Consider the following 19,634-nt stretch of genomic DNA (forward strand, 5'->3'; position numbering starts at 1 on the left):
CCTAGGGGCACTTTTTATTGACTATTTGTCCATAGGTTTATCTATGAAAATTAACGAATGGAGCGAACTTTCGCAACGGCGCCGGTGCTACGGCTACGGATCAGGCAAATGCCTTCCGCCTTTTCTGTACCCTTGACCGAGCCGCTCTGCCAAATCTTGGTGGCTTCGGCCATGTTATGGGCCACAAAACTTGCGATTTTTTTGCCATTCAGGCTAAATACGTCAAATTTCGTAACCGTGGGGACACCCAGCTTCACATCTGCAGCAATAGCCGTCGTACCACCGAGGGGATCAGAATCGACAGCATCCTTGCCTGCCACGAAGTTGATGTAGTCGATGTCCATCCAGTCACCCGTCACCGTAAAGCGGAGGATATGTTCACCGGCGGGCAACTTCACGTTGGCCTTCACCTTGTTGTAATCGTCGTAATTGTCTTCGCCGGAGCTTGCCTGGGGAACGGAGATTTCTTCGGTAATGTTATCACCGTCGATAGATAGCTGGAAGCTGGAGGTCGCGTTGGCGGAGGCAACGGCGGCATACATGGTGTAGTCACCTGCTTCCTTCACGTTCACCGTATATTCCAACCATTCCCCGGCCTGGTTATAGCCAACTACGTAACCGGTAGCCTTCTTGTAAATGTCGACGCCGGTACCTTCGCGGTAGCTGGTGCCGCCATTGTCAACGCCATGGTCTTCGGCATCGTTATCGCTGTAAGACTTGAGATCGCTGCCACGGCCGACACCCGGTTCATCGAAGTTTTCCATTTCGATCTTGCCCGGAATTGCCCAAGCCGTGCCACCGAACGGGCTCTGCGGAGTCGGCGGAGTGGTGCCGCTGCCTTCAAAGCCCCAGGCCTTGATAGCCATGGTAGAATCCTGATTGCCCTTGAACACCAGGAACAGCTGCTTCACAATGCCCTTCAGGCCTTCCACCTCGCACTCGTTCATGGCGTAGGTATTCTTGTTGCTAGTGGTCTTGAGGTTACAAGTACCAGCCAGCGTACCTGTTGCAGAACCGGTGCGGATTTCAATCTTGTTGCCTTCGGCGACGCTTGCTGCTTCGACAGTGAAGCCCGTAGCAGCAGTACCGAAGTCTACACCAGAAACGCGGAGCCAAGATTCCTTGCTCGAAAGCGGGAGCAACACATGTTCGGCAGCCTTGCCCTGCACAAAGTTAGAACGGCTACGAACGCCCTTCTGCTTGGAGCTGGTGAGAGCCGGATACCAATCATACGGATCAAAGTTTTCAATCTGTTCCGGACCTTCGTTGGTGCAAACCACCTGCTTGATGGTACCGTCGGCATTGTAGAACATCTCGTCTACAGAAACACTGCGGTGGTAGCCTTCGTTCGGGTTGGCGCGACCGTCATCGGCCGGAATAACTTCCAGGCCGTTGTGGCCCTTGGCAATACGGCGGTCATGATACACCACGTAAGAATGGCCCTTGAATTCGGCAATACCATGGTGGTTGTTGTTGCCGTTAATGCTCCTGCCGTTCATGCTCGGGTCGCCAAGAATGGTACCCTTCCAAGTGTAGGGGCCCATCACGTTGTCGGACGTACCGTAGTCAATCGTGGGAGCGCCATCCTGCCAACCGGTACTATACGAGAAGTAATAAGTTCCCTTGTGCTTATGGATGTAAGAGGCTTCAAGCATCTTGCGCTTAGGCAAGTTGTTCACCTTCACGTGAGAACCATTGCCCACCGGAGCGTTCTTCGCATCGTTCAATTTCACGATATCGAAGTTATCGGTGTTCGGGCGGCTCGTGCTTTCGCCACCACCCCATGTGACGTAGGTGGTTCCGTCGTCATCGATAAAGATACCCGGGTCAAAGCACCAGGACACGCCATCGCAGCCGATAATGCCGCTACCGCCAACAAGCTTGGTCTTGCCATTGCCCACGGCGTTGGACCACGGGCCTTCAATTGCCGGAGCCTTGATGTAGCCGATACCGCCGCCACCGCCATCGGGGAACACGATATAGAAGGTGCCGTTATGGACAGCAATGCCAGAGGCCCAAATGTCGTTAATGCCGCTCACCTTGCGGGCGTCATAAATAATGCCGTAGTCCGTCCAGTTCTGCATATCCCTACTACGGAATGCATAAAGGGCGTAAATCTTGTAACCGTCAGCGTTTGCCGGAGCCGGGTCATCGGAGTCCGTGATGATATAGAAGTAATCATCATCGGCGGCAGCACCCGGGTCAGCCAAGTAATGATAAGTGGAAATGGGGTTGTCAGCAAGGCCAAAGGCGGCAAGACCGGCAACCAGACAGGCGGCCTTCTTCAGGCCAAACTTATTCCAAACGTTCCTATAATCCATACGGACTCCTCGAAGGCATAAACACCAAACCTTCACAGACTAAAATTACCCTCATTTCCGCCCATTTTGACAGACCCCAAAAACATTTCCATTGACACATTATCCATGACGGGGGGCATACAGAATAAAGAATGGCGGGCCGAAGCCCGCCATAATGCTCGTTATGCACTTGGTGCAATCATTTTAGATGAAAACTATTCCAGTCCCTTGACGCCGTAAATCGTGATATCGTCGAGCCACAGTTCGTAGGGTTCGCCCTCGGTCACGCCACCGCCGAAGAAGTTCAGGTTCGTCACATGTTCCTTGACTTCGTCCCAGCCGATGTTGCCACCGATATTGTGTTCGTCAGGTTCCAGCAAGTCCTTAGGCGTGACTACAAAGCGCTGCCAGGCCGTATCGAGGGAGATATGCACCCAGGCCTTACCGTTTTCGAGACCGGTGCGATCGAGAGCGGCGGAATCCAGGAGCACATCGAAGGAAACGCTAATCCACTGGGTAGAATCGCCATATCCGGCGCGGGCCCAGAACACCACGGAATCAAGTTCACTCAAGTCCTTCATTCCGTTCAGGTCATGTCCCATCAAAGCCCAGTTGGCGTTGGAATCGTTGGTGTACACGAAGTGTGCCACCATGCCCTTGCGACCAGCCACATTCCTTACGGCATCGAGTTCAGCATCGGCATAGCGGGATACAGACTTGTACCAGCCATAGGTGCTGTCTTCGAAATCTTCGAACAAGGTTACGGGGTACACCGGAGTCGTATCCTTCGGAGTCGTATCCGGCTGGACAATCACGATCTTCTTCTGACCGATCTTCACGTTCTCCGACGCCTTGTCAGATTCAACTCTCGTATTGCGGCTACCCACCGACATGAAGTTGCTGATAGTCGAAGTTTCACCGTCCATATCGGGAACCTGATAAGTGCGGTATACAAATCCCACCACGTTCAAGAGGCCTTCAGGAACACTGGGGAATTCAAATTTACCGGCGGAATCAGTTTCAACAAAGTAATCGAGACCCTTGATAGCCACCGTCACGGACGACACGTTATCGGGCATGTAGACCTGGCCCGAAATCGAACCCGTCGGCGTCATCTGGATAGACACGGTGTCGCAAGTGCTGTCACCAACGACTACAGGCTTAAAGGCCTTAAAGGAATCATCGCGGGCTTCAATGGTATAGCTACCGGATTTAAGCCTCGGGAGGTTCAACTGGCCCTGGTCGTCGGTTTCCAGGTTCAAGACACCAACAGAAGAATCAGATTCGACAACCGGCGATTCCGGTCCGTCGTAATCCTTACTATATGCCATATTGTTTGCACCCGCCAAGAATTCGGACGGACGCACAAAAACCTTGGTACGGGCTGCGGGCAAGCCATCGTCCTTCTGCACAGCAAGTACGACAGCAACAGAGTTCTCCGTCTCAAGCGAAGTACCCGCAGTTTCGTTGCTAGTGCATGCAGCAATGAGCGCTCCCACCGCTGCAACCAAACCTATATGCCACACCCATTTCTTCATTTGGACTCCCTTTTGCCGCCCTCCACAGAATCAACGGTACGGACACCGCCCTTGCGCGCAATCGGATAAAACGCCATCGAAAGCTGCATTACCCGATCCGGGTTCTTGGCACTGTCCACCCTCTTTTGGACAAGTCGCCTAAATTCTCGAAGCATATCACCCAAATCATCAAAGCAGGACTGGTCCACGGACAATGTAAGAGTAGAAATATTTCTTTCGTCAACAGGAATATTGTCAAGTGCATCGCTAGCCAAAGAGAGCACTTCTTTTTGGAAATGACGCACTGCAAGTTTCTTTTCGGGGCCGCCCGCCGTCAAGTGGGCGTCCGTAACAGCAAGTTTACCCGAAGCCATCTTCTTTACCAGGCCAACTTCCAGCAAGGTATCGATAGCTTCCTGGGCCTGTTCCTCGGTAATCGGGGGGCACAGGTCTCGGGAAATCTGCTTCACATTCACAACGCCACCATTCAGTTCCAGGTAGGCGCGCACTGCCGGGATCCACCAATTCTGGAGCAGCTTGAGTTCGGCTGCCTGCAGACTGTGGCGATCCACGTCGCGAAGATCGAGGGCCTTGGCCATCAGTTCTTCGCGTTTGCCCTTGTCCTTGGTTACTGCAGCGGAGAAGAGCAGGTCAAAGTATTCGGCCTCGCGACCGGACAGATTCAGGATTTCTTTCGCGGCGGGGAGTGCATGAGCCGGAAGGTGCTGCTTTTTCTGCAGCACGCGATAAAGGTAGCTGGAATCCAACCCCAGCTTATCCCCCATCATACGGTACGAGTAGAAAGGCATCTCAGCCTTCCTGCGATCGTAGTACTCCTTCAGGAAGTCGCGGTAATCCGATATGTCAGAAAACGTAACCATAATTTTTTACCCGTATATTTACAATAATAAAATAGACTTTGCAGGTAAAGAAACATATACCGAGGGTAAAATTCGCATGGACGTTTTATCCAAGTGCTTTGTGACGTTGGTCACAAACGGGGCAAAAACGCCCAAATTTGGCCAAAAAGGGAAACCGGCAAAGTCGCCAAACGTAAATTGCAAATCATTCTCAAATTTACTATATTTTGCGAACCATTCGCAAATTCGGTTTGCGGAGGGCGAAACATGGAATATAAGACACAGACGCGGCAAAAGATCATGGACTACATGGCCGAAAATCCGGACCGGATTTTCAAGGCTTCCGAAATTGCCCAAAACCTGCCCGATGTTTCGCTAAGCACTATCTATAGGAACATTGCAAGGCTCGAAAAGGCCGGCACGGTGCAAATCGTCGGTGCCGACGACAACAACGAACTGCAATACCGCTACACGGGCCCCGGCCGCTGCGAAGAGAAAATGCACCTGGTCTGCAAGGACTGCGGCAAGTTCTTCCACCTGGCAGGTCCCGCCCTAAAAATGCTCATGCTCTCGATCCAACGCCTGAACGGCTTCGTGCTGGACCAAAAGCAATCGGTTCTGCTCGGGCGCTGCTCCGACTGTTCCCGGAGGCGGCATGGCTAGCACCCTGTTGGACAAGCTGATCGTATTTTTCGCCTCGCTCTATGTCGCCAGGAACCTGGAGCACCACTGCCACGGCGAACATTGCCACGTGTGCCACCACATCCACCGATGTCTGGAACTGATTTCGGTATGCCTGGAACTGGTAGTGGCCCCCTTCGAACTGGCGTTCCATATTTTCTATTTCAAGCTGGTTTGTTTCAGGGCCGCGACATCGCGGTCGGTAACCCTTGTTTCGCAGAAAGTCCTTTTACTGAATTGATGGGAGCCGTCCTCCGGCTTTAACCATCAATTCACATTTTCACCCGAAAGGGTAAAGGACTTATAATGAAGAAATTTGCAGCTCTTGCAATGTTTGTTTTGGCGGCAGCCCTGACGCTGGTTGCCTGTAGTGCAGAATCCAGCGAAAAGACTCCCGCCCAGAAGAAAGTTTCCATTGTCGCGACGACCTATCCGCAGTATGACTGGCTGAAGAACGTCCTGGGCGACCGCGTGGGCGCAGTGAACCTGAAGCTGTTGATCAAGAACGGTACCGACTTGCACAGCTACAAGCCGTCGGCACAGGATATCGCAGCCATTGCCAGCGCCGACCTGGTGGTGTACGTAGGCGGCGAATCGGACGAATGGATCGAAAAGGCCCTGAGCGCCACGCCGAAGGCCGGCCGCGTGCAGATGAGCCTGATGCAGGCCCTGGGTGACCGCGTCAAGGAAGAAGAAGTCGTGGAAGGCATGCAGGCCGAAGAACACGAACATCATGAACACGCCGAAGCCCACGAAGACCATGACCATCACGAAGAAGTAGAAAACGACGAACACGTCTGGCTCTCCCTGAAGAACGCCATTATCCTTGTGGACGGCATTGCCGAAGCCCTCGCAAAGATCGATGCAGAAAACGCTACCACCTACAAGGCAAACGCTTCTGCCTACATGGCCAAGATCCAGGAACTGGACAACAGCTATACGGCCGCCACCTCCTCGGCAGAAAACAAGACCGTTCTGTTCGGCGACCGTTTTCCGTTTCGTTATCTGGTGGATGATTACGGCATTAAGTATTTTGCCGCGTTTGTTGGCTGCTCCGCCGAAAGCGAAGCGAGCTTTGAAACGGTAGCCTTCCTGGCCGGCAAGATGGATACCCTCGCCCTCCCCGCCATTTTCACCATCGACGGAAGCAACGGCAAGATTGCCCGCGCCATCCTCGATGCAAGCAAGAAGTCGAAAGAAGCCCAGGTGCTCACGCTGAACTCGATGCAGTCGGTGACCGACGCCCAGATGGAATCCGGCATGGACTACCTTTCGATCATGCAGTCTAACCTGGAAGTTTTGAAAAAAGCTTTAAAGTAAATTATGAAGAACTCGACCCCTCTTATCAAATGTCGTCAACTCACTCTCGGCTACGGGAGCAAGGACCTGGTCCGTGACCTGGACTATGATATAAACGTAGGCGACTACCTGTGCATCGTGGGCCGCAACGGCTCCGGAAAAACGACTTTCTTGAGAGGGATTGCAGGACTGCTTTCGCCCAAGTCCGGTAACATCGAATTTTGCGAAGGGCTTACGCGCAACCAGATCGGTTACCTGCCGCAGATGACCATCGTGCAGAAAGACTTCCCCGCCTCGGTAGAAGAAATCGTGCTGTCGGCATTCCAGGGGAAGCACCGGCTGCTGCCTTTCTACAGGAAGGCGCACCGGGAACGCGCCATGGAGGCCATGGCGCTTACCCGTACCGAAAGCCTCGCGAAATCCTGCTTCCGCGAGCTTTCGGGGGGCCAAAAGCAGCGCGTACTGTTGGCAAGGGCCCTGTGCGCCGCCGAGCGCCTGCTCCTGCTCGATGAACCGGTAACGGGTCTCGATCCCGAATCCACCGAAACCATGTACCGCATTATCGAAAACCTGCACCAGAAGGGAATGACCGTCATCATGATCACTCACGATGTAGACACCGCCCTAGACGATGCCACCCGCGTCATGAACTTCGACCAGATTTCGGTAAAGGGGAAGTAACCATGCCTGAACTTATTGAAAAGCTTTCGTTCTACCTGGATTTCCCTTTCGTACGCTACGCCATTATCGTGGGCGTGCTGGTTTCGCTCTGTTCGTCGCTGCTGGGCGTGACCCTGGTACTCAAGCGCTATTCCTACATTGGCGACGGCCTCTCCCACGTGGCCTTCGGCGCACTCTCCATTGCGGCGGTGCTCAAGATAACGAACAACATGCTGTTGATCTTGCCGGTGACGGTGGCGGTAGCCATACTCCTGCTCTGCACGGGCAAGAACGCACGCATCAAGGGGGATGCCGCCATTGCCATGGTGTCGGTAGGCGCTCTCGCCATCGGTTACCTGCTGATGAACGTGTTCTCCACTTCGGCAAACATTTCGGGAGACGTGTGTACCACGCTTTTCGGCTCCACATCTATCCTCACGCTCCGTGTAGAAGAAGTCTACCTGTGCGTGGCGCTTTCCATTGCAGTCCTTGCCGTATTTATTCTTTTCTACCACAAGATTTTTGCCATCACCTTCGACGAGAATTTCGCGCAGGCAACCGGTGTCAACACCACATTGTTCAATCTGCTGATCGCAACCATCGTAGCGGTCATCATCGTTCTCGCCATGAACCTGGTCGGGGCCCTCCTGGTGTCTGCCCTGGTGGTGTTCCCGGCGCTTTCGGCAATGCGCGTTTTCAAGAGCTTCTTTGCGGTAACAGTCGCCTCGGCCATCATCTCGGTCGTGTGCTCCCTCATCGGAATCGTTGTTGCAATCCTCGCAGGGACTCCCGTAGGTTCGACCATCGTGGCGGCGGATATTGTGGCTTTCGGATTATTCTATTCGATCAGCCTGTTCCAAGGCAGAGGTGTTTAAATTGCCTAAAATCGTTCTTGCCGTTTTGCTGGCCTTTGCAGCCCTGCTTGCAAAAGAGCCCGACGGCACCAAGAAATACGACATAGACCTTTCGCGCATGAGCGGAACCATGGTCTACGGGCAAGTCTACCAAATGGTAACTTACCCGAAAAAATACGTCGGCAAGCACATCAAGATGAAGGGTTTCTTTTCGAGCTACTACGACGAAGAAATCGAACGCCGTTTTTACGGCTGCGTCATCCAAGACGCCCTCGCCTGTTGCTCGCAGGGTCTCGCCTTCGAGCTTGCCAAGCCTCGCAAGTTTCCCTCCGAATACCCGCAAGAAGGGGCCGACATCACCATCTCGGGCGACTTCGATTTCGAAAAGGACGAAGCCGGCAGCGGTTTTCCCATCATACGCAATGCGGAATTGCTAAGCGAATAGTTTTTTGACTGGATTTTAAAGTGAAGTTCTTGAAGACCATCATAGTCACCTTGTTGATTGCGGGACTGCTTTCGGTCGCGCAGCACCATCACGACGATTTTGACAGTCACGAGGACTGCCCAATATGCGCCCTGGTGCAAGACGGTCTCGACATTAGCGACAATGCGCCAGAAGTCGCCCTGTTTTTGGTGGTTATCTGCGAACTCACGAATCAGAAATGCGCAAGCAAGACGAATTCGCACATTCATTTTTACAGGCCCCGCGGGCCCCCTTGTCTCTCGGCATAATCCGTTAAAACTTTAATCGCAACATCCTGCTTTTTGCCTCGCGAAAAATCGCCAGGTGTTTTTGGCCTTGTTGTCCGCAAAATCCTTTGCGGATAGGACCGTTGTATTCAAACGAGAGAAACATGAAATCTATCAAATCCCTTTCCATTGCCCTTCTGGGTATGATCCTTAGCGTATTCTTTGCCGCCTGCGGCGACAGCAACAGTGCCTCCACCGACCAGCACGAACATTTCGAAGCCGAAGGCTGGAACCTTTACTGGGGTGACTGGCAGCTTGCTTATAGCGTTTACCGCGGCAAGGCCGATTCCTCTATCGAAGTGATGCATGTGAATGCCAACTGCATGAGCGAACACATTCACGTGAAATTCCTCGACGACAAGAAAAAAGAAGTGGAGCCCCCCACCGATGACGAACATTCCTTGGGTTGGGAAATCGGCGACGAAAAAATTCTTGATATACACTCCTGCGGTAGCTGGGGTTTCCACCTGAAGGGTGTCAAGGAAGGCGAAACCACTTTGATTCTCAAGGTGAACCATCATGACCATGCTGACGCACGTACGCCGGCAATTCGCGTTGTCGTAGACAAGGCATTGGACGAAGACGAATGCCCGTTCCATGAACATCACCACGATGATGACGACGATGATGATCATGATCATGACCACGACCACGAAGACCACGAGCACGAACATGAACACTAGCCTTATTAGGGCTGCCATGGGGAGCCTCCTTTTGGGGGGCTTCCTTCATCTTTCTTTTGCAGAAATTACGGCGCAGGATTCTGCGCAAGATTTTGTACAGGACTTGGGAAGTTCGGTAATACAGACAGAAGGACCGACCCACGCCATTTTAGACGGCCTGCGGGAAGATGACGACTTGAAAAAGGACGCCCTTGAACGGGAAATGTCCACCACCATTGCAGAAACCATTAAAAACGAACCCGATGTAGCCATCCGCTCCATGGGCCCTGCGGCGGCACGGCCTGTGATCAAGGGACTTTCGGGGAGCCATGTAGAAATTACCGAAGACGGGGCCTTCAGCGGCGACATGAGCGCCACATCGCCCGACCATGCAGTAGCTTCGGAAGTATTGACCGCCCAGAGACTCCGCGTATTGCGGGGTCCCCACATTCTGTTGCATTCCTTTTCTGCCGCCGGGGGCGTGGTGCAGGTGGAACGCAAGGACATCCCCTTTGACGATTCGCTGTTTCATGGTTACGTCACGGGGTATTTCGAAAGCGCACAGCCGGGTTACGCAACCGCCGTGGGGACGACGACATCTGTAGCGGGAATATCGCTGAAGGGTGAACTTTCGGCCCGCAAGATGGGCGACATGGAAACGCCCGGCGGCACCCTCGAAAATACGGATGTTGAAAACGGAAGCGGGGCAATAGGCGCCGCGTACGCCTTGGGGCGCTTTCGCCTGGGAGCCTCTTACCGCTGGTTCAACAGCGACTACGGAATTCCCGGCGGATTCATTGGCGGTCATCCCAACGGTGTCGACATAGAACTGACAAAACGCGACCTGACCCTACGGGGCCTTTATTTGCCGGCATCTGCGCCGGGCGACACCCTGGAAGCCACACTTCGCGTCAACCGGTATCATCATAAAGAATTTGAAGGTAAGAAGGGGGCGGTGGGGGCCGAGTTTGCCGTGAATCAGGAGAACTTGCGCTTAGAAAAACTCCTGGCAAGTCTCGGTCCCCTTTTTGGAATTCACCTGGGCGCAGAACTGGAACGCCGCTGGATCGAAATGGGCGGCTACGTGTTTACGCCACCGACTCAGTCCTACGGGGCGTCAGCCTTTGTTGCCGCAAGTACGAGTGGGTGGCGGGGGCTCGAAATTACGGTAGCCGCAAGACTGGGCGGCGCCTTCTTTAGGCCCCACGAAAGCGTGGTGGCCGACAAGGAGGCCATCGAAGACCGGAATTTCGGCCTGTGGGCATTCAACGTAGAATTCTCGCAGCGCGTCGGTGTGGGCAAGTTCCTGACGCTGGATGTATTCAGGACCACACGGGCGCCCACGATCGAAGAGCTTTACAACCAGGGGCCCCATCTGGCCGCCTACACCTACGAGCGCGGCAACCACAAGCTGGATGCCGAAAGTGGTTACGGAGGAGAACTGGAGTACCGCTCTTATGGCGAGTACTTGAATGTTCGCGGTTCCGCATACGGCACGTGGTTTTTAAACCACCTCGCCCCGCGCGCCAGCGGTGACACCAACTGGTCACAGCTACTGCCCATTTACCAAGTGCGGGGCGACGAAGCCCTGCTCTATGGCGCCAGCGCCTCCGTAGAAACCGCGGCGGAGCAGGGCTTCCGTGCAGCCACCTCCGCCAGCTACGTGCGGGGCTTTTACCGCCATAGCAAATGGAGCAGTCACCGATGGAGCGACATGCCCCAAATTCCGCCCCTCAAGTTCCACGGCGAACTGGCCTACCTCTGGGAACACGTGCGCACCGGCGCCCACACCGACATGGCCCTCGCCCAACACAAGGTGGACAAATACGAGGAGCGCACCCCCGGCTACATCACGCTCGGGCTATCGCTAGAATTCCGCTGGGAGCTTGCACTCGCCCACTACAGCCTCGTATTCCGCGGCGACAACCTGCTGGACGCCGACATACGCAATCACTTATCCCGCCTAAAATCGGTTATGCCCGAAAAAGGCCGCAACTTCAGCGCCCTCGCAAAAATTGAATGGTAAACCAATCCTCAAAAGGAGAACTATGAAAAAGAGCAAGAAACCCGTCATCCTCATTACCGGATACCTGGGCTCCGGCAAAACCACTCTCTTGAACAACATCCTCAAGCAAGAGAAGCGCAAAGTCGCCCTCATCGTCAACGACATGGGCAGCATCAATGTCGACGCCGAAATCCTGAAAAAGAACGGTTCCAACGTCGCCGAATGCCCCATGTTCGAACTGCAAAATGGCTGCATCTGCTGCACGCTGCGCGACGAGTTCATTGAACAGGTAGAAAAAATCTCCAAGCTGGATTCCATCGAAGTCGTTTTCGTCGAAGCCTCCGGCATCAGCGACCCCGGCGCCGTCAGCGCAAGCTTCTTGGCCTACGAAGAAGACAACCCCAACACAAACGTCTACCTCACCTCCATCGTCACCGTGGTAGACGCAGACCGCATTTACCGCGAATTCCTCAGCGACCTGAAACACAAAAAGGAACAGCGCGACCACCTGGCCGACCAATACGATCTTTCCCAGGAAGAAATCTCCACATTGATCGTGGACCAGATTGAGTTCTGCAACTTTATCGTCTTGAACAAGTGCGACTTGCTCAGCGCAGACCAGCTCAAAGAAGTGGAAGCCATCGTACGCGACTTCCAGCCCCGCGCACCGATCATCCATTCGGTAAACGGCGACATCGATATCGACAAGATCATGACCACCAAGCCCTTCAACTACGGCCAAATCGAATCGTCCTCGGCCATTCAAAAAGCCACCGCAAGCTTGCTGCAATCAGGCCGCAGGCGCGACAGCTGCGTAGACGAATACGGAATCTCATCCTTCGTTTTCGAGACCAGGCAACCCTTCAACAGAACCCGCTTCATGGATTTCGTCAACAACCGCTACCCCTCGGAGCTCATCCGTTCCAAGGGCTACATCTGGTTCTCCGACGCCAGCAGGGACGTGCAACTCTTCGAACAGGCCGGCAGGAATTCCTCGGTCATGCCCGTATCCTTCTGGATAGACGCCCTGCGCGAAGACCAGAAGCAAGCCTACCTCGCCGAAAACCCCGAAGTCCGCGAGAACTGGGATTCACGCTATGGCGACCGCGAAAACCAAGTCGTCTTCATCGGCAAGGGCTACAACAAGGATTCCATCCGAATGGAACTCGAAAAGTGCCTTGACTAGCCGCAAACAGCACGCACTCCCCGGCCCCCGACCTCGGGAGTGCTACTTATTTCCTCGCTACACGTTTCAAGCGTTCTTTCTTCAACAATTTCGCACTTTTTTCTGGAGTGGGGAGATTTTCGGGCATCGTTCCGCCAAGTTCAGCAATTGTCTGACGGACCTTTTTGCCAACCGCAAAATGGGTTTCATTCGCCTTTTCCTTGCCCTTGATATTTTCACGGCGAAGTTTGTCATCCGTTTGCGTAATGCGAAATAGATTCGCGGCAAGTTCCGTAGCCCCCATGTGGTCCAGAATCTGTTCATTCTTCTTGAGCCCCTTGCGCTTGTGGATGTCCTTCATTCCCAAACCGTTGATATTCCGACATGTCATTATGGCAAAATACGTTTTACTGAGGGCGACAACTTTTTTACGAGGGTCGCCATTCATTACAATCAAGTAACATGCATAACGGGAAAGCTTGATATCAGCGATTTCGCGTTGGGCTTCTTTGGCAAGGTCTATCATTTTGCCAACGTCGGCAAAATGATCCGCAACATTCAACCCACTAGCTTCGCAAGCGGTTTTCGCCCGTTCAACAGATTCCTGGAACCGACGCCATTGGGCGTATTCTAGGGCAATCTGCAGTTCGCGAGCAAGCCAGAATTCGGCTCCGTTTTCATCGATGTGCTTGATACTCTCAAAAGTCTGCTGAGAGTAGGCAGTTACTTCTTTTTGGGTCATATAGCCTCCAAGTAGTCACAATAAGTGACGTCACAAATTGTGACCGGTTGATGTTTAGAGGCGTTCTCTCAAATCTGAAATTCAGATAAAAAAAGAACGCACCTCGCCTTTGTACAGCGAGATGCGTCGGGCATTAATGTACCTATTATCCCAAAAACTGGCAAGGGGCCAAAGGAAATTTTACATCACCAAACGAGTTATATGTATTCTTGCTAAGACATAATTTGCCTTTTTGAAATTTTATTTGAAAGAGCTTCAATTGATTTCGGCAATTCTGCTAGAAATTCTTGTATAGTCCGGTGCATCGCATTGTAATCTTCATTGAAGAACTCTGCCGCATCCTTAACGATTTCGCATTTCTTTTTCAGATCATCATATGCTTTTCTGCAAGATTCCTGTTCCGTTAAGTTGTAATCTCGCGCAAAATAATGAACGAGATAATTGCGGGCTTCAATGAATTTTGCAAATTTCGCTTTTGCTTGGCGGCAACGGCCTTTTCGATCAAGCTTTAAATCCATTTTGAATACAAAGAGGTTCTGTTTTTCTGCTGCTTCCAGGTCTTTATTGCAACGAGGTGTATAGATGGCATCAATTAATTCTGGACCGACTAAGCCGAGCATTCGTTTGTCGTCTTTCTGTTGCTTTTCTACGGCCTTTTTTACAGACTTAAGAAGTTCTTCAGGAGTTTCGCCCATCCAAATGCCGCCGGCATGCTTGTGCATCCAGCGCAATTGGAGCTCAATGACATTGCACGCATACAAGGCTCGCCCCAACAGTTCAAAAACTTGGACTTGGGTTGGATTTTTTGATTTAGCATTCACTTTCTATTTCACCCAATACGAATATATCTATAACACGTTGATCAACCCGCATTTCTTCGGAAAGATATTTCTCGTTTTTCGGACATAGAAATCCTATGGTGTAAATATATATCAAAAAAAGAGGTGCGGCTAAACAATTTAGTGCGGTTATACTTACGAAATGCTAACGGGGTCTTAGTAAACAATTTTTTTATTCCCGGGGTTCTCGCAGGGGGCTAAAAAAAAGATATATTGTGTCCCGTGAAAAGGTTTTCGGCTAAATTGACAACGTTACTCCTTTTTGTGGGGGTTGCGCTGTCCCATGCAATAACGTCAGTTCCCATTAGCGGCATCAAGGCTTCTGCGACCTTGCCGGACTATGGCCAGAACACCTTCCGGCCCGAAAACATGGTCATGAAAAAGTACGTGCACCCCTTCTATCAGGTCTGGGGCGCCAAGTACAACGACAAGTCCATCACCCTGGAATTCCTGGTAGAGGCCCAGCGCCTGGACCAGATCACCCTTTACAACGGGTTCATGCGGGACTCCGCCTCTTACGTGAACAACAGCCTCGCCAAGAGCCTCAAGATCTACCTGAACACCACGGACAATCTTGTAAAGGTGGCCACCCTCGCAAAGCCCAAGTGGCACGGGTACAAGAATCCCCACGCCGACATCATCGTTTTTGACAGGCCCTTGAAGAACGTCTTCAAGATCATCATCGAAATCGAAGACATTTACCCGGGAAAGCTTTACCCCAACGTGTGTATCGCCCTGATCAAGTTCTGGGGGTTCCCCAAGATGCCCCGCAAGTCGCAGACGGGCCAGATGACGGACCCCCGCGACGGCCAGGTCTACAGGACCATTACCATAGGCGACCAGACTTGGATGGCCCAGGACATGCGTTACAAGACTCCGGGAAGCCGCACTTTTGTAGGCGATTCTCCGAAGATCAAGCAGCCGTCCGATGCCGGCCTCGAATACCCCGAATCGGATATCGAGGGGATTTGCCCCGAGGGTTGGCGCCTGCCGAAGGCTGCCGAGCTGGAAAAGCTGAAGACGGACCTTCCCGAAAACGCCTCTTACGACGACCTTTTCTCTGCCGCCTACCGCAGGCCCTTCTATTCCATCCAGGAAGTCGAAAAACAGAGCGGTTCCCAGGCCTATTCCACGGATGCAGAAATATTCTTCTTCCCGACGAATGCCACCGGGCTGAATTTCTCTACCCTGACCCGCCACTACTACGATGGCGAATGCACCGAAGAATACGGCGAGACTTACGCCTTCGGCTCTTACTGGACCAAGGACGCAAAGGATGTTCCCCTGTGGCCCGACGAAAACGGCAACGTGGAAGTCAAGCACCTGAGGCACTACCGCTTTGGCGGTACCGATTACTGCGAAGCCATGCTTTGCCACGAAGACTACCATTTTGTGCGCTGCCTGGAAGGGGTCGATACCCCGGAAGAGACGAACAGCGATAGTTCCGACGGCTTCGGAAGCCAGGAATAACCCTCCAAAGCCCCCAACATTCCCGAAATGACTCTTGGAAGGGCCATCGGTATTTTCTATATTTATGCATAAAATCAAATAAACGCATAAACATGGCGAAAATTGCAACGCCGGGATGATGGTAGAAAAATGACGTTACGCGAAGCCTTTGAATCCAAAATGATGCTGCTGGACGGCGGCATGGGTTCTGTTATTCAGACTTACGGCATCAAGGGCGCCAATAACGACATGCTCTCCATCGAAAAGCCGGACGTGATCCTGGATATCCAGCGCCGCTATGTGGATGCGGGCGTGGACTGCTTGACCACGAACACGTTCTCGAGCCAGCGCGTGAGCCAGCACGAGTACCACCAGGAACACCGCATTGCCGAAATGAACCGAGCCGCGGTGAAGATTGCGAAGCAGGCCGCCGAAGAAGGTTTAAAGAAGTACGGCCGCCAGGTTTATATTCTGGGCGACGTGGGTCCCACCAGCAAGATGCTCTCCATGAGCGAAGACGTGAACGACCCTGCCAGCCGTAGCATTACTTTTGACGAACTGGAAGACGCCTACCTGGAACAGATTCAGGTGCTGGTAGAAGAAGGCGTCGATGCCATTCTGATTGAAACGATTTTTGATACCTTGAATGCGAAGGCTGCTGCAAGCGCATTTACCAAGGTGATGGAAAAACGCGAAGCCGATGCTGTGGCCGCGGGCAAGAATGCCGCCGACCTGAAGCCTATCGAAGTCATGTTCTCCATGACGGTGAGCGATGCCTCGGGCCGTACGCTTTCTGGCCAGACGGTGGAAGCCTTCGCCGTGAGCGTGATGCACATGCACCCGCTTTCCATCGGTTTGAACTGCGGTCTCGGTGCCGACGGTATGGTGCCGTACCTGCGCCGTATGGGCAAGGTCGCCCCCTGCTACATTTCCTGTCACCCGAATGCGGGTTTGCCGAACCAGTTCGGCGGTTACGATGACACGCCCGAAGACATGGTGCGCTTGATGGGCGTTTACCTGGACGACAAGCTGGTGAACATGATTGGCGGCTGCTGCGGTACCACGCCGGAACACATCGCCGCCATGCGCAAGATGCTGGACGCGCTCCCTGCCGACTACGAACGCAGAAAGCCCGCGCCCAAGTATGCAACTAGCCCGCTGCTCCGCCTCGCCGGTTTGGAGCCGCTGTTCAAGGAACAGGTGCGCCCGAGTAACGGCGCCGACAGTTGCAACGCCGAAGACTTTGTGAAGGTGGGCGAACGTTGCAACGTCGCCGGCTCCAAGAAATTCCTGCGCCTGATTAACGAAAAGAATTACGACGAAGCTCTCGACATTGCCCGCAAGCAGGTGGAAGACGGCGCCGACGTCATCGACGTGAATATGGACGACGGCCTCCTCGACGCCACCACCGAAATGCAGACCTTCCTGAACTTGATTGCCTCCGACCCGGCGGTAAGCCGCGTGCCTATCATGGTGGACAGTTCCCGATTTGAAGTCATCGAAGCGGGCCTCAAGTGCATTCAGGGCAAGAGCATCGTGAACTCCATCTCCTTGAAGATGGGCGAACAGGCATTCATTGAACACGCCCTTACCATCAAGCGCTTGGGCGCAGCCGTTATCGTGATGCTCTTCGACGAAGAAGGTCAGGCCACCAATTACGACCGCCGTGTGGAAATTGCCGCCCGCGCTTACGACATCATGGTGAAGAAACTGGGCTTTGCGCCCTCTGACATCATCTTCGACCCCAACGTTTTGACAGTCGCTACCGGCATGGCCGAACACAACGCCTACGCCATCGACTTCATCCGCGCTGTCCGCTGGATCATGGACAACCTGCCCGGCGTGCGTATTTCGGGCGGTCTCTCGAACCTTTCCTTCGCATTCCGCGGGAACAACTACCTGCGCGAATCGATGCACACCACCTTCCTGCATTATGCGATTCCCAACGGCATGGGCATGGCCATCATGAACCCCAGCGCGATTATCGAATACAAGACGATTCCGCTGGAACTCCGCATGGCTATTACCGAAGTCATCTACAATACGGAGCCGGATGCCAGCGAAGCCCTCATTGAAATTGCAAGCCGCATGACGGCTGCCGCAGCAGCTGCAAAAGAAGCGGGCACCAAGTACGACCCGAAGGCGATTTTCGCCATGAGCACCGGCGCGGCCTCCTCTGACTCAGGCGACAACGCCGCCGCAGATGCAAAGCCCACCACGCCCGAAGAACGTTTGCAAGAAGCTTTGCTCAAGGGAACTTCAACAACCTTGCAGCCCGACTTGATGGAACTCATCAACCGCGGCGATAGCCCGGTGGGAATCATCTCTGGCCCGCTCATGGACGGCATGAACGAAGTGGGCCGTCTCTTCGGCGAAGGCAAGATGTTCTTGCCGCAGGTAGTGAAGACCGCACGTACCATGAAGAAGGCCGTGGAAATCTTGCAGCCCTACATCGAAGCCGGCAAGGACGCCAACGCATCGAGCCGCGGCAAGATCGTGATCGCCACCGTGAAGGGCGACGTGCACGACATCGGCAAGAATATTGTTTCTGTGATTATGGCCTGTAACGGCTACGACATGGTGGACCTGGGCGTGATGGTTCCCGAAGATGTGATCGTGAAGGCCGCTATCGAAAACAAGGCAGACATTTTGAGCCTTTCGGGCCTGATTACACCTTCGCTTGAAGAAATGTGCACCGTGGCAAAGGCCATGCAAGACGCTGGCCTCCGTATTCCGATTATCGTCGGCGGCGCCACCACTTCGCCCACGCACACTGCCGTAAAGATTGCACCGTGCTATGATGGTCCCGTATTCCACGTGCGCGACGCCGCTAGCAACCCGGGCCTCGTCCAGAAATTGCTCGACCCGGCCACCAGCGAACAGACCATTCAAGAAAACCGCGAAGAGCAGCAACGCATCCGCGACAAGCAAAACGGCATCAAGACCGAAGCCGCCAACGCCATGGCCGCTGCCGAAAAGACTCCGGTCGAACGCCGCTATATGTGCGACTGGAGCAAGTACCAGCCGGTGGAACCGCCGTTCATGGGCGAAAGCAAGCTCCCGCCCATCGCACTCGAAAAAGTCATTCCGCTTATCAGTTGGGAATACTTCTTCTTCACATGGAAAATCAAGCCCGAAGAAGAAGAAGCCAAGAAGCTTAAGGCCGATGCCGAAGCGCTCATCAAGAGCCTTTGCAAGTCCGAGTACGCTCTCCGGGCCGTGCAAGCCTTCTACCCCGCCGCCGGTACCGAAGACTCTGTCCTCTTTAACACGGGCCGCACTGGCACCGACGCCGACTTTGTAGAAGTCAGCACCGCCCGTCAGCAGAATCCCGAAGGCACCTGCCTCGCCCTCTGCGACTACGTGGCGCCCGCCAATGCAAATACCGCCAGCGTATTCGCCGCTCCCGCCGGTAAGGACGTATTCCGCGACATCGTGGGCGCCTTCGCCGTCACCGTAAGCGACGCCTTCGTGAAGCGCCTCGAAAAGTTGAAAGCCGAACAGGGCGGCAGCGACTACGACGTTCTCTTGATGCAGACTGTCGCCGACCGCCTGGCCGAAGCCGGCGCAGAATACTTGAGTCAGGAACTCGCACGCACAAGCAACTGGAAGGGCATCCGCCCGGCCGTCGGTTACCCCGTGCTTCCGAACATCAAGGAAATTTTCAACGTGGCAAAACTCATCGATTTCGACAGTGTGGGCATCAGCCTCACCGAGAACGGCGCCATGTACCCGCAGGCATCCGTCAGCGGTCTCTACATCAGCCACCCCGATATCGATTACTTCCACGTGAAGGTTTAAAAAAAGCGGGCTTCAAGCCCGCCTTTTTAAACTCGCGATTTTTATCTCGT

At 53.7% G+C, this 19,634-nt stretch carries 17 protein-coding genes; 12 read left to right on the forward strand and 5 right to left on the reverse strand.

Annotated features, from left to right (window positions below; all coding sequences use genetic code 11):
* Positions 1 to 50: 50 nt before the first annotated feature.
* From ACJMNB_RS07580 to ACJMNB_RS07590, 3 genes are all read right to left on the reverse strand, one after another.
* On the reverse strand, positions 51 to 2,321 hold the full coding sequence (locus ACJMNB_RS07580) for a carbohydrate-binding protein (RefSeq protein ID WP_405340852.1): 2,271 nt from the start codon (positions 2,319 to 2,321) through the stop codon (positions 51 to 53).
* 194 nt (positions 2,322 to 2,515) lie between these two features.
* Complete coding sequence (locus ACJMNB_RS07585; RefSeq protein WP_405340855.1) at positions 2,516 to 3,838, reverse strand: hypothetical protein; 1,323 nt, start codon at positions 3,836 to 3,838, stop codon at positions 2,516 to 2,518.
* Positions 3,835 to 4,698, reverse strand: a complete 864-nt coding sequence (locus ACJMNB_RS07590; RefSeq protein ID WP_405340858.1) for a DUF4423 domain-containing protein — start codon at positions 4,696 to 4,698, stop codon at positions 3,835 to 3,837. The genes ACJMNB_RS07585 and ACJMNB_RS07590 overlap by 4 nt, the downstream gene beginning before the upstream one ends.
* Positions 4,699 to 4,944: 246 nt before the next feature.
* On the opposite strand from ACJMNB_RS07590, the gene ACJMNB_RS07595 reads away from it, so the two are divergent.
* The 10 genes from ACJMNB_RS07595 to ACJMNB_RS07640 all read left to right on the forward strand — a co-directional run bounded on the left by ACJMNB_RS07595 (position 4,945) and on the right by ACJMNB_RS07640 (position 12,774).
* Positions 4,945 to 5,340 carry a Fur family transcriptional regulator gene (locus ACJMNB_RS07595; RefSeq protein ID WP_405340861.1) on the forward strand — a complete coding sequence of 132 codons (396 nt, stop codon included), beginning with the start codon at positions 4,945 to 4,947 and terminating at the stop codon, positions 5,338 to 5,340.
* Positions 5,333 to 5,599, forward strand: coding sequence for a hypothetical protein (locus ACJMNB_RS07600; RefSeq protein WP_405340863.1), 267 nt, complete (start codon positions 5,333 to 5,335; stop codon positions 5,597 to 5,599). The genes ACJMNB_RS07595 and ACJMNB_RS07600 overlap by 8 nt, the downstream gene beginning before the upstream one ends.
* A 65-nt stretch (positions 5,600 to 5,664) precedes the next feature.
* Complete coding sequence (locus ACJMNB_RS07605; RefSeq protein ID WP_405340866.1) at positions 5,665 to 6,678, forward strand: metal ABC transporter solute-binding protein, Zn/Mn family; 1,014 nt, start codon at positions 5,665 to 5,667, stop codon at positions 6,676 to 6,678.
* 3 nt (positions 6,679 to 6,681) lie between these two features.
* Positions 6,682 to 7,338 (forward strand): metal ABC transporter ATP-binding protein, encoded by a 657-nt coding sequence (locus ACJMNB_RS07610; protein WP_405340869.1) that lies wholly within the window; start codon positions 6,682 to 6,684, stop codon positions 7,336 to 7,338.
* Positions 7,339 to 7,340: 2 nt separating this feature from the next.
* Positions 7,341 to 8,192 (forward strand): metal ABC transporter permease, encoded by an 852-nt coding sequence (locus ACJMNB_RS07615; protein ID WP_405340872.1) that lies wholly within the window; start codon positions 7,341 to 7,343, stop codon positions 8,190 to 8,192.
* A 1-nt stretch (position 8,193) separates the two neighbouring features.
* On the forward strand, positions 8,194 to 8,616 hold the full coding sequence (locus ACJMNB_RS07620) for a hypothetical protein (protein ID WP_405340875.1): 423 nt from the start codon (positions 8,194 to 8,196) through the stop codon (positions 8,614 to 8,616).
* Between the two features lie 20 nt (positions 8,617 to 8,636).
* On the forward strand, positions 8,637 to 8,903 hold the full coding sequence (locus tag ACJMNB_RS07625; protein WP_405340878.1) for a hypothetical protein: 267 nt from the start codon (positions 8,637 to 8,639) through the stop codon (positions 8,901 to 8,903).
* 122 nt (positions 8,904 to 9,025) lie between these two features.
* Entirely contained in the window at positions 9,026 to 9,604 is a 579-nt protein-coding gene (locus ACJMNB_RS07630) for a hypothetical protein (protein ID WP_405340881.1), read from the forward strand.
* Positions 9,519 to 11,609, forward strand: coding sequence for a TonB-dependent receptor domain-containing protein (locus ACJMNB_RS07635; protein WP_405340884.1), 2,091 nt, complete (start codon positions 9,519 to 9,521; stop codon positions 11,607 to 11,609). Before ACJMNB_RS07630 ends, ACJMNB_RS07635 begins: the two co-directional genes overlap by 86 nt.
* A 22-nt stretch (positions 11,610 to 11,631) precedes the next feature.
* Positions 11,632 to 12,774, forward strand: coding sequence for a CobW family GTP-binding protein (locus ACJMNB_RS07640; RefSeq protein ID WP_405340887.1), 1,143 nt, complete (start codon positions 11,632 to 11,634; stop codon positions 12,772 to 12,774).
* A gap of 46 nt (positions 12,775 to 12,820) precedes the next feature.
* On the opposite strand, the gene ACJMNB_RS07645 is transcribed toward ACJMNB_RS07640, so the two are convergent.
* Positions 12,821 to 13,495: a BRO family protein gene (locus tag ACJMNB_RS07645; protein ID WP_405340890.1), complete on the reverse strand. Its 675-nt coding sequence runs from the start codon at positions 13,493 to 13,495 to the stop codon at positions 12,821 to 12,823.
* A gap of 212 nt (positions 13,496 to 13,707) precedes the next feature.
* Positions 13,708 to 14,316, reverse strand: a complete 609-nt coding sequence (locus tag ACJMNB_RS07650) for a hypothetical protein (protein WP_405340893.1) — start codon at positions 14,314 to 14,316, stop codon at positions 13,708 to 13,710.
* Positions 14,317 to 14,556: 240 nt separating this feature from the next.
* Here ACJMNB_RS07650 and ACJMNB_RS07655 point away from each other — a divergent pair, with 240 nt between their 5' ends.
* Positions 14,557 to 15,804 carry an FISUMP domain-containing protein gene (locus ACJMNB_RS07655; protein ID WP_405340896.1) on the forward strand — a complete coding sequence of 416 codons (1,248 nt, stop codon included), beginning with the start codon at positions 14,557 to 14,559 and terminating at the stop codon, positions 15,802 to 15,804.
* 129 nt (positions 15,805 to 15,933) lie between these two features.
* Positions 15,934 to 19,584: a methionine synthase gene (gene metH, locus ACJMNB_RS07660; RefSeq protein ID WP_405340899.1), complete on the forward strand. Its 3,651-nt coding sequence runs from the start codon at positions 15,934 to 15,936 to the stop codon at positions 19,582 to 19,584.
* The last annotated feature ends 50 nt before the right edge of the window (positions 19,585 to 19,634 follow it).

This window comes from Fibrobacter sp., from assembly GCF_045131395.1.
Classification (GTDB): Bacteria; Fibrobacterota; Fibrobacteria; order Fibrobacterales; family Fibrobacteraceae; genus Fibrobacter.

What these genes read in the sequence shown, in the direction of transcription:
- ACJMNB_RS07580 (WP_405340852.1), bottom strand. Translation starts at nt 2,321, where the DNA reads ATGGATTATAGGAACGTTTGGAATAAGTTTGGCCTGAAGAAGGCCGCC.
- ACJMNB_RS07585 (WP_405340855.1), bottom strand. Translation starts at nt 3,838, where the DNA reads ATGAAGAAATGGGTGTGGCATATAGGTTTGGTTGCAGCGGTGGGAGCG.
- ACJMNB_RS07590 (WP_405340858.1), bottom strand. Translation starts at nt 4,698, where the DNA reads ATGGTTACGTTTTCTGACATATCGGATTACCGCGACTTCCTGAAGGAG.
- ACJMNB_RS07595 (WP_405340861.1), top strand. Translation starts at nt 4,945, where the DNA reads ATGGAATATAAGACACAGACGCGGCAAAAGATCATGGACTACATGGCC.
- ACJMNB_RS07600 (WP_405340863.1), top strand. Translation starts at nt 5,333, where the DNA reads ATGGCTAGCACCCTGTTGGACAAGCTGATCGTATTTTTCGCCTCGCTC.
- ACJMNB_RS07605 (WP_405340866.1), top strand. Translation starts at nt 5,665, where the DNA reads ATGAAGAAATTTGCAGCTCTTGCAATGTTTGTTTTGGCGGCAGCCCTG.
- ACJMNB_RS07610 (WP_405340869.1), top strand. Translation starts at nt 6,682, where the DNA reads ATGAAGAACTCGACCCCTCTTATCAAATGTCGTCAACTCACTCTCGGC.
- ACJMNB_RS07615 (WP_405340872.1), top strand. Translation starts at nt 7,341, where the DNA reads ATGCCTGAACTTATTGAAAAGCTTTCGTTCTACCTGGATTTCCCTTTC.
- ACJMNB_RS07630 (WP_405340881.1), top strand. Translation starts at nt 9,026, where the DNA reads ATGAAATCTATCAAATCCCTTTCCATTGCCCTTCTGGGTATGATCCTT.
- ACJMNB_RS07635 (WP_405340884.1), top strand. Translation starts at nt 9,519, where the DNA reads ATGAACATCACCACGATGATGACGACGATGATGATCATGATCATGACC.
- ACJMNB_RS07640 (WP_405340887.1), top strand. Translation starts at nt 11,632, where the DNA reads ATGAAAAAGAGCAAGAAACCCGTCATCCTCATTACCGGATACCTGGGC.
- ACJMNB_RS07645 (WP_405340890.1), bottom strand. Translation starts at nt 13,495, where the DNA reads ATGACCCAAAAAGAAGTAACTGCCTACTCTCAGCAGACTTTTGAGAGT.
- metH (WP_405340899.1), top strand. Translation starts at nt 15,934, where the DNA reads ATGACGTTACGCGAAGCCTTTGAATCCAAAATGATGCTGCTGGACGGC.